This is a genomic window from Deinococcus koreensis (assembly GCF_002901445.1).
GTDB classification, from domain to species: domain Bacteria; phylum Deinococcota; class Deinococci; order Deinococcales; family Deinococcaceae; genus Deinococcus; species Deinococcus koreensis.
The window spans coordinates 3,008,198-3,022,030 of sequence record NZ_PPPD01000001.1; the positions used below are offsets into that span (position 1 = coordinate 3,008,198).

Consider the following 13,833-nt stretch of genomic DNA (forward strand, 5'->3'; position numbering starts at 1 on the left):
GTGAGAGTCTCACGAGCGCCCCGGCGTTCGCCGCAATGGCTACATTCCAAGGAGATCCAATGGCTCACGCCTCTCTACGCTGGGTGCTGTGCATCCTGCTCAGTGTCTCTGCTGCCGCTCAGGCCAGTGACTTCGCTCCACCCGCTCTTCCCGAAAGCGCCGTCGCCACCGACGCCGTGCGCGAGGCCCTGGCCCCCGTCGTCCGTGCGGCGCCCCCGGCTCCGGCTCAGCCCACCCCGGCGGCCCAGATCCGTTCGGCGGCCGTGGCGCGGGCCGAGACTGGCCCCGCTGCGACTACTCCGGCCAGGGCGGCCCCCGCGTCCGCCCGCCCTGCCTCGGAAGTCGTGGCCGTCTCGCCGATCCGTGGCAGAACCGCGATCGCGCGCGCCACGGCGTACAACAGCCTGCCCAACCAGACCGACTCCACTCCGTTCATCACGGCGACCGGAACTCGTACCCGGCCCGGCGTCGTGGCCCTCAGCCGCGATCTGCTCCGGACGTTCCCCTACGGCAGCAAGATCATGATCGAGGATCTGAGCGGCCGCTACAACTCCGCCCTGCGGGGCCGGGTCTTCATCGTGGAAGACACCATGGCCGCCCGCAAGACCGGCAGCCTCGACATCTGGATGTCGTCGCGCAGCGAGGCCATGCGCTTCGGTGCCCGCCAGATCCGCATCACCGCTGTCCGGTAAACCTGCTACCAGCAGTGCCTGACGGGCCTTTCTTCGGAGAGGCCCGCCGTCGTGTATGGGCCCACGCGCCGAGGCCTCAGCTCCGAGGAGCCGCTCCGGTCGCGACCCTGCTCCCACCCGGCACAGGCCAGGACTGACCGTGATCCGGCCCGTTTCGGGGGGTCTGCTATCCTCCGCTTCGCATGGCCCCGCCCCCCCGATCCGAATCGCAGACCGCCCTGGCGTGGTCGCTGGCGCGTGCCCACCTGCAGCGGCGCCGCACGCAGAACGTCCTGACCATCCTGGGCATCGCGGTGGGGGTCATGGCCCTGATCGCAGCCCTGAGTCTGACCAACGGCTTCACGCGCGCCCTGATCGACGCCACCCTGCGCGCCAGCCCGCACCTGAGTCTGAACGGCTTCACGCCGGGCGGGCGCGATCAGGAGCTGGAGCGGGCCATCCGGGCCGAGCCGGGGGTGCAGGCCTTCATGCCCTTCCTGGCCGACAAGGGGCTGCTGACCCGCCCGGCCACCGAGGGCCGCCGCGCCGGGGTGGACTTCGTGACCCTGTTCGGAGTGACGCCGGACGCCGCCCGCGTGCTGCAGCTGCCGCCGGAGGAGAGCCGCCTGCTGGCCGGGCTGAAACCGGGGGAGGTCATGCTGGGCTCGGCGCTGGCCCGCACGATCGGGGGCTTCACCGGCGATGAGCTGCGCCTGCTGAACAGCACGCAGCGCCGCACCACCCTGAAGGTGGCGGGCGTCTTCTCGACCGGCAATTACCTGATCGACTCGGCCTATGCCTTCACGACCATCCGAACCCTGCAGACCCTGCAGCAGACGACGAACATCACGGGCTACCAGCTGCGCCTCGCCGATCCGGATCAGGCGCCGCGCATCGGGGAGGCGCTGACCCGCACCCGCGCTTACAGCCCGCTGCCCTGGCAGAACATCTACGGTACGCTCCTCGACCAGCTCTCGCTGCAGAAGAAGGTCATCGGCTTCGTGGTGTTCCTGATCGTGATGGTGGCGGCCTTCGGCATCGCCAACGTGCTGACCCTGGCCGTCTTCGAGAAGACCCAGGAGATCGCCATCCTGCGCGCCATCGGGGCCACGCGCTCCCTGATCACGCGGACGTTCCTGATGGAGGGACTGGTGCTGGGGGTGGGCGGCCTGCTGGTCGGGAACCTGCTGGGGCTGGGCATCAGCGCCTATTTCACCGTGCGGCCCTTTCAGCTGCCCGGCGACCTGTACTTCGTGACCTCGCTGCCGGTCGAGGTGCGCCTGACCGACCTGCTGGGCGTGAACGCCATGGGCCTGCTCACCACCCTGCTGGCCGCCCTGATCCCCGCCCGCCGGGCCGCCGGGATCGAGCCGGCGCGGATTATCCGCTAGATCTCGCCCGTGGAGGGGCAGGCATTGGGGCTAAAACGGAGGCGGCATGCCAAGCTGACGGTGACCTGAAGCACTATTAATGCAGGAGGTGTACCGGCTCATGGCCAGTCATGTTCACCACCGTAGGCTTCTCCTCGGAGGTACCACATGAACAAGCTTCTCCTGATTCCCGCGGCCCTGCTCCTGAGCACCGCCGCGGCCGCACCGAAAATCAGCGCCCAGAGCATCATCGTCAACCCCACCCAGCCTGACCTGAGCGTCAGCGTGCGCGTGGACAAGGATTCCAGCGGCAGCCAGAACCCGGCCTACCGCATTGACGAGGGCATCACCGTCAGCACGACCGTGAACCGCGACGCCTACGTCTACCTGTTCAACGTGAACCCCGACGGCTCGGTCGACCAGATCCTGCCCAACCGCCTGAGCGAGGACAACCTCGTCAAGGCGAACACCACCAAGACCTTCCCGGCCCCCGGCGACAACTTCAAATACACCGTTGCCGGCCCGATCGGCCAGAACAAGGTGCTGGCGCTGGCCAGCCTGACCCCGCTGAACCTGAACGACATCAGCTCGTTCAAGACCGCCCAGGATCAGTTCGCCACCGTGACCGCCAAGACCCAGGCCGGTCTGGCCCAGGCCCTGAGCATCATCGTGACCCCCCTGCCCCAGAACAGCTGGGTCAGCGACACCGCCTTCTACACCGTGGCCGCCGTGAACCCCGTGGCGACCGGCAGCCTGTTCGTGGGCACCAACGTTGCCAACGCCACCGTGACCCTGAACGGCCAGCGGCTGGGCGGCGCCAACGTGACCTACAGCAACCTGCGCGCCGGCACCTACCCGATCCGCGTCCAGGCCCCCGGCTACCGTGACTTCACCACCACCGTCGCCGTGCGCGCCGGCTCGACCACCAACGTGAACGTCGAGTTCGCCCAGGTCGTCTCCCCGGCCCCCGCCCCCACCCCCGCCCAGTACACCGTGAGCATCCGCAGCGGCGTGAACGGCGCGCGCGTGTTCGTGGACGGCGTCGAAGCCGGCACCATCCGCAACGGTGGCCTGAACGTGCAGGTGGATCGTGGCAGCCACGAGATCGTGATGATCGCCGCCGGCTACCGCACCTTCATCAGCACCTACAACGTGAGCACCAACGGCCAGATCACCATCAACCCCACCCGCTGAGTCTGATCAGCGGTTCCACCCCCTGCCCCCGTGGCGGGGGGTTTTTCTATGGTCGGCCGGATCAGGGGGTCAGCCGAAGAGGCCCTCTCAGGGCCCTCCACCCGCTGCCAGACGATCAGGCGGGCCAGGGCTCAGGCTGCCCAGCAGACGGCCGGGCTAGCGGGGGCCGCTGCTGAGCAGGTCGTGGATCACCCGGGCGGTCATGCCCCAGATGTCGTGGCCCTGCCAGGGATAGCGGTAGAGCTGCACCTGCTGACCGTCCGGCAGGGTTCGCCGTTCGAGTGTGGGCACCAGCGAGCGCAGGTCGCTCAGCGGGGGCAGCAGGATCTCGGCGACCTCGCCGGACAGCTGCAGCTGCGGCTCGGCCGGCAGGCGCGCGAGCACCGGGGTGACGTGGAAGCCGATCGGTGTGAACACGTCGTCCAGTTCGCCCAGCACCCTGACCCGGGCCGGCTCCAGGCCCACCTCCTCCCAGGCCTCGCGCAGGGCCGCCTGAACAGGCGTTTCCTGCGCCTCCAGGCTGCCGCCGGGAAAGCTGATCTGGCCCTGGTGGGTGGGCAGGTCGGGCGAGCGCACGGTGAGCAGCAGCCGGGGATCGGGCTCGCGGGTCAGCCCCACCAGCACCGCCGCCCTTCGGTAGCTGGGCAGATGCAGGGTCTGGCGCTGCCTGGACACCGCCCACTGTTCCCACGGGTCGAGCAGCGCGCCGTCCAGCGGATCGGTGATGGCCGCTTCGGGGGCAGGAGGATCGCCGGGGTCGCTCACGCCGGGGCCGTCAGGGCTGTCATGACCGGGGGTCGCCGGGCAGGGCGGCCAGGGTGGCCTGCGTATGGGCGCGCAGGGTCACCTCCGGATCGACGTCCAGGCTGCGCGCCCAGGCCACCACCGCACTCAGCACCGCCGCGACGCCCGCCTCCGAGTCCGGCGCCGTGTCCAGCAGCCTTGCGAGTGCGGCCCGCTCCCCCGTCAGGCCGGCGAGCTTCTGGGTCCGGGCCTCGCGCGCCAGGGCGCCCAGCGCGGCGGGGACGCGGTCGGCGGGTCGGCGGGGCCGGTCACCCTGTTCGGCCGCCTTGATCGCCTGCCAGTTCGCCACGACCTCGGCGCTGCCCTCCACCTGCACCTCGCCGAACACGTGTGGATGGCGCCGGATCAGCTTGCTCACGATGGCCCCCTCGACGTCGGCGTAGCCGAAGGTGCCCTCCTGCTCGGCGATGACGCTGTGGAAGGCGACCTGCAGCAGCACGTCCCCGAGTTCGCCGGCCAGTTCACGGCGATCCGGGGCGCTCACCGCGTCCACCGCCTCGGCGGCTTCCTCCAGCAGGTAGGGGCGCAGCGACTCGTGCGTCTGTTCCTGATCCCAGGGGCAGCCCCCCGGCCCACGCAGGCGGCGCATGACGGAAAGAAGTTCCTGCATGAGAACCACTGTAGCGCCGCTCCAGCGCCGGCGCTGTGTGACGGGGCCAGGTGTCGCCCCTGGGTCTGAAAGCGGTCGTTCGGAACCGTGGTTCAGCCGTGGGTGCGGTGCCGCGTTCCGGAACCGCGTCCCGCATCCTGACCTCTGCCGCTATCATCGCCAGCCACTCGTCGCCGGATATGATGCGCCCCGATATGACCCTCGCTGCCCGCTCCATGATCCTCGCCGCCTTGTCGGGCACGGCCACGCTGGCTCTGGGGACGGCCCAGGTGCCCAGCGGCTGGACTCACCAGCGCCTCTCGCAGGCCACCTACCTGATCCTGCCGCCGCAGATCCAGGGCAACCAGGCGCTGATCTCGCCCGAGCAGCGCCAGGGCGTCCTGCGCGCCATGCACAAGGATTCCGGCGACGCCCTGCGGAGGCGATATCCGGAGATCACGCTCACCCAGGATCAGGCGGCCAGCGGCGCCATCCGCGTGACCCCCATCCTGACCTCGCCGGCGGCCCTGGTGCCCTGGGCCAAGCTGAACGTGAGCCTGACCTTCGACCTGCCGGGTGGGGGGCAGATGGTCATGCGCGAGACCACCTCGCTGCTGACGCTGGTTCGCCAGGGCCCCAACGCGGCCAACTACGCCTTCGACCAGATCGCCCGCCGCCTGCCCTGATCCCCGCGCCGGCGGCGGGTGGCCGGCCCGGCTCGGTGCCCCCGAAGCTGCCCTGGAGGGCACTTCTCCGCTGTGGGACGGGCCCGGCGCGGGTGTGGCTGCGCGGCGCCGGGACATGGTGTAACATGGGCCTCATGCTTTTCGAGGAGAATACCTTTGGTGCAGCTTGATTCCGGCGCGGTAGCAGAGGGCCGCGTAACGCGCGTGACTGACTTCGGCGCGTTCATTCAGTTCGAGAACGGCGAGACGGGCCTCGTGCACATCTCGCAGATCGCTCACTCGTTCGTGCGCAACATTCACGATCACGTCCGCGAGGGCGAGAACATCGAAGTGAAGGTGCTCGGCCGGGACGAACGCGGCCGGCTCGATCTGTCCATCAAGGAACTGCTCGAAGAGCCCGAGGAGATCCCCCGCCCGCGCGCCATCGGCCGCCAGAGCCCGCAGTTCGAGGCCAAGCTGCGCTCGTTCATGCGCGACGCCAAGGAACGCACCCACGGGGGCGGCGGCAGCGCGGGCAGCGCCGCCAAGAAGCCTGCGGGCAAACGCAAGAAGTAAAATCAGCACAGCACGAAGCCGCCCCGGTCGATCGATCAGGGCGGCTGCTTCGTTGAGACCGTTTCGTAGAGACACTTCTATGGGTCGGCTGACTGCCGCCGGGTGCTTCGTCCACCCCCCGTACGATTCCCTTCAGGTCGGCTGAGTGCGCTTTAACCGCCCTATAACCGCTCCGCGGCACACTGCCGGGTATGAAACGACCCCTCTCGATCCTGGCCCTGACCGGTATGCTCACGCTCGGCGCCTTTGCCGGGTACCAGGCCAATGAACGGATGTCTGCCCAGACGGCCCCGACCGCTGCTCCCGTGACCCAGGCCGCGCCCCAGGGCCAGATGCTGCCCACCCTGGCCCCTGGTACCCAGGCCGCCCCGCAGCGCACCTACGACAACGGCCGCGCCCGCACCGAGGCCGAGGCCAACACCGTACAGGTCGTCAAGGAGCGACAGGACGGCCTGGTGTACATCAGCGTGACCGAGCGCGCCGACAACAGCCCCCAGGCGCAGCTCCGGCAGCGGCTTCAGCAGCAGCTGCCCTTCGACTTCGGTCTCCCCGACACGGCGCCGGAGCAGCCCCAGACTGGCACCGGCAGCGGTTTTTTCGTGACCAGCAGCGGCGACATCGTCACCAACAACCATGTGGTGGAGGGCGCCAGCGAGATCACCATCCGCCTGCACGGCAACAAGACCGAGTACAAGGCCAGGGTCGTGGCCCGCGCCCCGGACTTCGACCTGGCCCTGATCCGCGCGGTGGACGTGCCGGCGGACGCCATCAAGCCCATTCCGCTGGGCGACAGCGATCAGCTGGACGTGGGCCTGAAGGCCATCGCCATGGGCGCGCCCTTCGGCCTGGATTTCAGCGTCTCGGAGGGCATCATCTCCTCGCTGGAGCGCACCGTGCCGGTGGGCCAGCCGACCGGGGGCCGCCAGCCGGTCTACCAGTCGGTCATCCAGACCGACGCCGCCATCAACCCCGGCAATTCCGGCGGCCCGCTGCTGAACTCGTCGGGGCAGGTCATCGGCGTGAACACCCAGATCCTCACGGGGGGCAGCGGCCAGAGCGCGGGCGTGGGCTTCGCCATCCCGGTGAACACGGTCAAGAAGCTGCTCCCGCAGCTGCAGGCGGGCAAGGGCGGCGTGATCCAGACCCCGTCGCTGGGCATCCAGTTCACCGATCTGAGCGTGCTGACCGAGGCCCAGCGCAGCAAGTACAGGCTGCCGGCCAGCGGCGCCCTGCTCCAGCGCGTCTACCCGGACAGCCCGGCCGCGGCGGCCAGCCTGAAGGCGGGCACGAACAACGCCATCGCCCCCAGTGGAGCGGCGGCCCAGGCCGGCGCCGACGCCATCTCCACCGACGGCGACATCATCACGGCCATCGACGGCCGGGCCATCACCGAGGGCGACGACCTGCGCCGCGCCGTGATCGGCAAACGGATCGGGGACTCCGTGAAGCTCACCCTCCAGCGCGGCGGCCAGACCCGCGAGGTCACGGTTCCTCTGAAGGCCTTCACCTTCCCGACCGCCCAGCAGTAAAGGGCGCTTCAGTTGAAGGGGCTTCAGCCCGGGGTGGAGGTCGTGCGGATCTCCGCCCCGTCGGCTGCGGCCTGTTCCGAACCGGCGAACAGCGGCCCCAGGTCGGTCATCAGGCCCGTGGCGAGCGGCGGCGCGAAGCGGTAGCTCCCGAACACGCTCAGGAACTCCCCCCGGCTCAGCTGCCGGGTCTGACCGCTGGGGCCGCAGGCCTGGACGGCCTCGCCCCGCGTGGTCAGGCGGTACTCGCCCAGTTCGCGCACGGTGGCCTTGCGCCCCTTTCCGGCGTGCAGCAGCGCCGTGACCCGGTACTCCTGCCCACCCCGGGCGGCCAGAAAATCGAGCAGTTCGGTCGGGGTCATGGGGAACAGGTCACGAGACGACCGTGCCCGCTCCGCCCAGCGCGGCGCTGACCGGCTGCCCGGCGCGGGCGTCCCCGAAGATCACGCGCCCCACGCCGCCCTTCACGGCCTCGGCGGCGCCCAGCACCTTCTTCTTCATGCGATCCTGCGCGAATTCCAGGTAAGATTCCACCTCGGCGGCCGGGATCTCGCGGATCAGGCTGGCCTCGTCGGGAAAGTGTCGCAGCAGGCCGGGCACGTTGGAGAGCAGCAGCAGGGCCTCGGCCTTCAGGGCCACCGCCAGGGCGGCGGCGGCGCGGTCGCCGTCCACATTGATCGCCACGCCCTCGTAGGAGCTGGCCGGAGGGGTCAGCACCGGCAGGTAGCCGGCCGAGAGCAGCAGCTCCAGCAGCCCGGTGTTGACCTTTTCCACGGTGCCGGTGTGATCGCCGCGCAGGATCTTGGTCTTGCCGTCCTCGACCACGCGCACGGAGTCCTTGTGGCGGCCCTCGAAGATGCGGCCGTCCAGACCGGACAGGCCCACGGCATTCACCCCCAGGCGCTGCAGCCGCTCCACGATGCCCTTGTTCATCTTGCCGCAGTACACCATCTCGAAGATCTCCAGCGTCTGGCGGTCGGTGAAGCGCGAGGTGTAGCCGCTGGGGCTGGTCACGAAGCGGGGCGGGTGGCCCAGCGCCTCGGCCAGGCGGTTGGTCTCGCCGCTGCCGCCGTGCACCAGGATGAGTCGCTCGCCGGCCTTCCAGCGTCCGGCGATGTCGGCACACACCGCGTCGTAATCGATTCCGGCGCTGCCGCCGACCTTCACCACAATCATGGGGGGCATGGTAGCGCAGGGGGCGCGGGGTTCAGGCCCTCAGGACTGGACTGCGGGGCTGATCGGGCAGGGCCACCACGAAATCACCCGAGTTGAGCGTGCTGTGGAAGCTCCCCTGTCGGTTCGCGTTTTGTTTCAGGCGTGTGTCTTCGAGGAGGGCGTGCCAAAGGTGGGCGCTTGCAGCGGGCCACCCACCCCCCAGCCCCCTACCCAGACTCGCGGAGCTGCGAAGCAGAGGGCAGGGGGAGCTAAGCGCTGCGCTCGGCATGTGGTCGCCACGGTGTTCTCACTGGCCCCGAAGGGCCGTCTCGTTGACGGGGGCTACGTATCAGCCCATTGCGAGATCGCGTCGTTGCCCGCGCGCTTCGCGCACGATGGCTTTTGGTAGGGGGCTGGGGGGGTGCTTCGGCTTTTCGTCTGCTCTCTGTTGAAGGGCTGGTCGGGAACTTGAAAGGCAGCAGCGAGGTGGAGGGGTCGTCAAACTTTCAACCACATCGCTACACAGTCTGGGCAGAGCCGACGCCTCCTCCTCAACCCATCACTGCATGGTGCGTGGGAGGGCCTGATCCGGCAGGATCTTCTTCGGCTCGCGGAATTCGATGTTTTCCCACTCGCCCTCCTCGATGACCTGCAGCGCCGGGTTCAGCCCCTGCAGGTGGGCCACGACGGCTTGCACCAGATCGTCCGGGGTGCTGGCCGCGCTGGTGATGCCCACCGACCTCACGCCGCCCAGGTCGATGTGGGCGAGGTCGGCCACCGTTTCCAGGCGCTCGGCGCGGCCACAGGTCTCGGCGGCCAGCTCCAGCAGCCGCATCCCGTTGCTGGAGTGCGTGCTGGTCAGCACCAGGAAGGCGTCCACGTTGGGCGAGATGGCCTTCACAGCGTCCTGGCGGTTTTTGGTGGCGTAGCAGAGGTCTTCGCTGGGGGGCACGACCAGGGCGGGAAAACGGGCTTTCAGGATGTCCACCGTGCGGCGGGTGTCGTCCACGCTCAGGGTGGTCTGGGTCAGCACGACCAGCTTCGATTCGTCGGGCACCTGCACGGTGTGGGGGTCGTGCAGCCCTTCGCCGGCCCCATTCTGACGATGCTGCCCCAGCACGCCGACCAGGATGGTACTCTCTGGCGCCTCGCCGCGCGTGCCGATGACCTCCTGGTGCCGGGCGGAGTCGCCGATCAGCAGGATGGTGTAGCCCTCGCGGGCGTACTTCTTGGCCTCGGTGTGCACCTTGGTGACCAGCGGGCAGGTCGCGTCGATGGTCGCCAGACCCAGCTCGCGGGCCCGTTCGCGCACGCGCGGGCTGATGCCGTGGGCACTGAACACCACCGTCTCGCCCCCCTGCGGCAGCGCCCCCACCCCGTCCAGATCCTCCACGAAATGCACGCCGTAGCCCTGCTGCAGCCGCTCGACCACCGTGTGGTTATGCACGATGGAGTGGTAGACCGTGACTGGCCGCTCTTCCGTCTGGGCCGCCTTCTCCACCGCCTGGATGGCCATGACGACGCCCGCGCAGAAGCCGCGCGGCTTGGCGAGATACACCCGCTCGATCATCGGAGACCCCGGCCAGAGGGGAGGTCGGCGGGCACACGGACAGGGGGGCGCGTCATGGCTGACAGTCTAGAGAACCGGCCCGGACGTGACCGTGTGCCAGGGCAGCGAGGCTCAGAACGCCAGATCGCGGGGCACGTTCCTGAGCCAGCGTTCCTCGGGCACCGGCCGGCTGGCGCGCTGCCAGGCGTCCTCGAAGCTGGCCTCCTGCTGGGCTATGGCCTGCGGGTCGCTGGTCGCCAGCGCGGCCTCGGCCAGCCCCAGGGAGCCCCAGGACGCGAAGTGGAAGTTCATGGAGCCGGTCACGACCATCTCGTGATCGATGCTCAATGCCTTGGTGTGCATGTTGAAGGTGGTGTAGCGCGCCTCGAAGCGGTCTTCGATCCCGCGGCGCCAGAGTTCCCGGCGCAGCAGCGCCACCCCGGAGCGGTTGGGCGCGGCCCCCACCCCGTAGTCCACCAGCAGCAGCCGCACCTTCACGCCCCGGCGCAGGGCGGAGAGCACCCCGGTCAGGTAGGTCGTCCACTCGCCCGTGCCGCAGGTGCTGGGGTTCAGGTAGGCGTACCAGCAGGCCAGCGGCGGGCCGAAATCGGTCTGCATCAGGTCGACCCCGGTGCGGGCGGCGTCCAGCAGGGCCAGGTGGGCCACATCGGCCAGCTCGACCCCGGTGCGGCGGTAGAGCATGAAGGCGCGCGCCGTGCCGGTGGTCTGGGCGACCTGGGCGGTGGCCGGGTGGGTGGGCGGCCCGGCCTCCTCCAGCCGGCACCCTGCCTCCACGTCCTCAGGCCCGATCCCCGGCGGGCAGCGCAGCTCGCGGCTGTGGCGCCACAGGTCGTCGAACACCGCCACGCCGCTCTGGGCCACCGGGCCGCTCAGGCGCAGGCCCAGGTCGTGCAGGCCGCGCCCGCCGGCCTCCTGTGCGGGCAGATGCCAGTCCGTGAAGTTGTAGCCCGACACCGTCAGGTCGCGGCCGTCGATGACGTGCAGTTTCACGTGGGAATGCGGGAAGAAGCGGTAGTTGAGGATGCTCAGCGTCCAGCCCACGCGCTCGTCGGCGAGCGGCACCCCCAGGCGGCGCAGGTCGCGGGCCAGCGCGAGCGGCTGGGACGCGCCGTCGGGCCGGACGAAGTCGGGGAAGCCGCCCAGCACCACGCGCAGGGTCATGCCCTGCGGGTAGGCGGCGGGGTCGGCGGCCACGCGGGCGTAGAGGTCGCGCACGGCCTGGGCGAAGGTCGAACCGGGTTTGCCGGGCCCTGTCATCCACTCCATGCTCGCCAGCAGGACTTCCGAGCGGGCGCCCCGCACCTCGTCGCCCAGCACCTCGAAGGCGTCCTGCGGGGTCTGCTCGCTGCGCGGCGTGCGGACGAAGCCCAGGAAGCGGTTGCCGCAGGTCAGATCCGCCCCGCCCGTCTGCCGGGTCAGCTCCCAGAGGCGCTGTTCCAGTCGCCCCGTGGGCACGCCACAGGTGCCGGGCGCCCAGTTGGGAGGAGACGGCTGGCGCAGGGGGCCGGGCCACAACGGCAGGTCGGCCGCCCCGGCCCAGGAGCCCGCCAGCGCCGCCAGCACCATCAGCCACCGCAGGAGGAGCCGCACAGGGGCAGGATAGGGGGGGCAGATGAAGCGCGCGCCCATCAAACGCTGAGCTTCGGGGCGGGTCTGGTGGGCGGCCTCGGTGCCGTATTGACTCCGACAGGCAGCCGTCTGATTTTCAACAGATGGGAACAGCTCTAAAAAGCCATATCGCGCCCCTCAGTCGGTTCCTTTCCATGACCCGCTTGTTCCGCTGCCCAGGAGTGGATCCCAGAATGACCGGAAAGGAGTGGAGCCCTCCTCAGTCCACGACCTCCCTCAGTCCACGACCTCGAAGCCCAGCTTCTGGGCCTCCTCGACGAAGAAGTTGACGTTCTCGGTCAGCGTCTGGGCGCCCAGGCTCTTGCGCCCGTGCTCGCCGGTCGCGGCGATGATCAGGGTCTCGGCGAGGCACGCGGGCACGGCTCCGGCGCCGAACTGCAGGTCGATGTTGGTGGTCATGCCGCCGGGCGGGCGCACCACCCCGCCGGGAATCACGCGCACGTCGGGGCGGGCCAGCACGCTGGCGTCCACGTCGGCGGGGCGGCCCTCGTCGAAGATCCAGGCGCCGGTCTTCACGTGGTGCGGGAAGATCACGGGGTTGGGGTCGCTGGTGGCGGTGAAGATCAGATCCGCCTCCTGCAGCGTGTCGTAGGCGGTGGTCGTGATGATCTCGGTGTCCTTCGCGGCGCGGCGCAGGGTGGCCGCCGAACGCTCCAGGCGCTCCATGTCGCGGCCGATCATGATCAGCGTTTTGACCTGCGGCGCGATGGTGCGCGCGATGCCGAAGGCCACCACGCCGTTGGCGCCCACCACGGCGGCGGTGGCGTCCTTCAGGTCGCGCCCGGTTGCCGCGAAGTGCGCCAGAATGCCCGGAATGGCGGCCTTGATGGTGCCCGAGGTGTAGGCGCCCCCGTTGGTGACCGTGATCTGCGGAACGGCGGCCTGCACGTCCTGCCCCTTGTTGCCGACCACGGACCAGAAGGCGCCCAGCCCCACCACCTCGGCCCCCAATTCGTGGGCCAGCCGGGCGCCCTCGATGGCGCGGCGCGTCGCCAGTTCGGGCTGGTCGCGGAAGACGTCGGGCAGCAGCGGGCTGGACAGCAGGTAGCAGCGGATGGACTTGCCGTCCACGGTGCGGATGCCGCGCAGCTCGCCCACCTTCATGGGCCGGATGCTCTCGGCCATCTGGCGCACGCTGGCCTCGCTGATGAGGCCGCGCGCCACCAGCGGCCGCAGCCACGCGAAGCGCTGGGTGACCCAGAAGTCCTCCAGGGTCATGGGATGGATCATGAAGGCCGAGACCACCTCGTCGGAGCGCTTGCCGGCCAGCGGCACCTGATCGCCCAGCCGGGGCTCGGTGCCGTCCAGAATGCGCCCGAGGTTCTCCTTGAAGCGCCAGGTGGCGGCGACCAGCAGGCCCAGGGCGGCCAGCCGTGAGGGCACCCCGGCCGGCAGCAGGGCCATCGCCAGCGTGAAGGCCGCCAGCCCCGCCAGCGTGCCCAGGCTGACGAATCCCCAGTAGCCGCTGACCCCGGCGTACACGACGACCGGCAGCGCGGCGGCCCACAGCGGCGCGGCGCCCGTGACCGCCAGGCCCGCCAGCACGCCCAGCAGCACCAGATTGCCGCGTCCACGGGGGGGCGTCTCGCCGTACAGGCGGCGGGGCGGGTTGAGATGGCCCAGGTAGGCCGCGAGCGCCGAGAGCACGGTGACGTCCGGCACATGCAGGCTGGAGGCCATCAGCACGGCCAGGAATCCCTTGGCGGCGTCGAGCGCGGCCGTGGCGAAGGCCAGCCCCGGCCCGACCCGCCGCAGCACGTTCTCCACGCCCAGGTTGTGGGCATTGGTGGCCCGCACGTTCACGCCCGCGCGGGTGAGCAGGGCATGACCCACCGGCAGGCTCCCGACCAGGAAGGCGACCAGCAGGAGCAGCGCCGAAAGAAACAACATGAGCGGCATTCTAGAGCCCCGGCCGGGATCGCAGCCGGAGGGCGACCTCACACGTCTCTCCCAGAGAGCAGCCCTGCTGGAGCCGCCAGCCTCATCGCGCCCTGTCACGAACCGCCTGGACGTGAGGGCGCCCGGCGCTGCCCTCGGGGGCCAGACCCCCGGCCAGTCGGCCTCAGTGGCCTGCCCACTTCCAG

The 13,833-nt window shown here is 70.0% G+C and carries 13 protein-coding genes; 6 read left to right on the forward strand and 7 right to left on the reverse strand.

Translation table 11 applies throughout. The annotated features are described in order from the left end of the window. The first annotated feature begins 59 nt into the window (after positions 1 to 59). From CVO96_RS21140 to CVO96_RS14305, 3 genes are all read left to right on the forward strand, one after another. Positions 60 to 692, forward strand: coding sequence for a 3D domain-containing protein (locus CVO96_RS21140; RefSeq protein ID WP_165795307.1), 633 nt, complete (start codon positions 60 to 62; stop codon positions 690 to 692). Between the two features lie 182 nt (positions 693 to 874). Continuing rightward, complete coding sequence (locus tag CVO96_RS14300) at positions 875 to 2,062, forward strand: ABC transporter permease (RefSeq protein WP_103312806.1); 1,188 nt, start codon at positions 875 to 877, stop codon at positions 2,060 to 2,062. A gap of 147 nt (positions 2,063 to 2,209) precedes the next feature. Next, on the forward strand, positions 2,210 to 3,235 hold the full coding sequence (locus CVO96_RS14305; RefSeq protein WP_103312807.1) for a DUF4384 domain-containing protein: 1,026 nt from the start codon (positions 2,210 to 2,212) through the stop codon (positions 3,233 to 3,235). A gap of 156 nt (positions 3,236 to 3,391) precedes the next feature. On the opposite strand, the gene CVO96_RS14310 is transcribed toward CVO96_RS14305, so the two are convergent. Both CVO96_RS14310 and CVO96_RS14315 read right to left on the reverse strand, forming a co-directional pair. Beyond that, a complete protein-coding gene (locus CVO96_RS14310; RefSeq protein ID WP_423739365.1) occupies positions 3,392 to 4,000 on the reverse strand; it encodes an NUDIX hydrolase in 609 nt (202 codons plus the stop codon). A gap of 19 nt (positions 4,001 to 4,019) precedes the next feature. Beyond that, entirely contained in the window at positions 4,020 to 4,649 is a 630-nt protein-coding gene (locus tag CVO96_RS14315; RefSeq protein WP_103312808.1) for a MazG family protein, read from the reverse strand. Between the two features lie 194 nt (positions 4,650 to 4,843). Between CVO96_RS14315 and CVO96_RS14320 the strand changes: the two genes are divergently transcribed. The 3 genes from CVO96_RS14320 (at position 4,844) to CVO96_RS14330 (ending at position 7,398) form a co-directional block, all read left to right on the forward strand. Next, positions 4,844 to 5,314, forward strand: coding sequence for a hypothetical protein (locus CVO96_RS14320; RefSeq protein WP_243398376.1), 471 nt, complete (start codon positions 4,844 to 4,846; stop codon positions 5,312 to 5,314). A gap of 156 nt (positions 5,315 to 5,470) precedes the next feature. Further along, the gene (locus CVO96_RS14325; protein WP_103312809.1) at positions 5,471 to 5,869 is read left to right on the forward strand and encodes a S1 RNA-binding domain-containing protein; all 399 of its coding nucleotides are present in this window, start codon (positions 5,471 to 5,473) and stop codon (positions 5,867 to 5,869) included. Between the two features lie 191 nt (positions 5,870 to 6,060). Further along, complete coding sequence (locus CVO96_RS14330; RefSeq protein ID WP_103312810.1) at positions 6,061 to 7,398, forward strand: S1C family serine protease; 1,338 nt, start codon at positions 6,061 to 6,063, stop codon at positions 7,396 to 7,398. Positions 7,399 to 7,421: 23 nt separating this feature from the next. Here CVO96_RS14330 and CVO96_RS14335 read toward each other — a convergent pair whose 3' ends face one another. The 5 genes from CVO96_RS14335 to CVO96_RS14355 all read right to left on the reverse strand — a co-directional run bounded on the left by CVO96_RS14335 (position 7,422) and on the right by CVO96_RS14355 (position 13,639). Beyond that, the gene (locus CVO96_RS14335; protein ID WP_103312811.1) at positions 7,422 to 7,757 is read right to left on the reverse strand and encodes a hypothetical protein; all 336 of its coding nucleotides are present in this window, start codon (positions 7,755 to 7,757) and stop codon (positions 7,422 to 7,424) included. A gap of 10 nt (positions 7,758 to 7,767) precedes the next feature. After that, complete coding sequence (locus CVO96_RS14340) at positions 7,768 to 8,571, reverse strand: [LysW]-aminoadipate kinase (protein ID WP_103313516.1); 804 nt, start codon at positions 8,569 to 8,571, stop codon at positions 7,768 to 7,770. A 538-nt stretch (positions 8,572 to 9,109) separates the two neighbouring features. Next, the gene (gene ispH / locus CVO96_RS14345) at positions 9,110 to 10,120 is read right to left on the reverse strand and encodes a 4-hydroxy-3-methylbut-2-enyl diphosphate reductase (protein WP_103312812.1); all 1,011 of its coding nucleotides are present in this window, start codon (positions 10,118 to 10,120) and stop codon (positions 9,110 to 9,112) included. Positions 10,121 to 10,231: 111 nt separating this feature from the next. Continuing rightward, on the reverse strand, positions 10,232 to 11,710 hold the full coding sequence (locus CVO96_RS14350) for a phospholipase D-like domain-containing protein (RefSeq protein ID WP_243398377.1): 1,479 nt from the start codon (positions 11,708 to 11,710) through the stop codon (positions 10,232 to 10,234). A 255-nt stretch (positions 11,711 to 11,965) separates the two neighbouring features. After that, positions 11,966 to 13,639, reverse strand: a complete 1,674-nt coding sequence (locus CVO96_RS14355) for a glycerol-3-phosphate acyltransferase (protein WP_103313518.1) — start codon at positions 13,637 to 13,639, stop codon at positions 11,966 to 11,968. Positions 13,640 to 13,833: the final 194 nt, after the last annotated feature.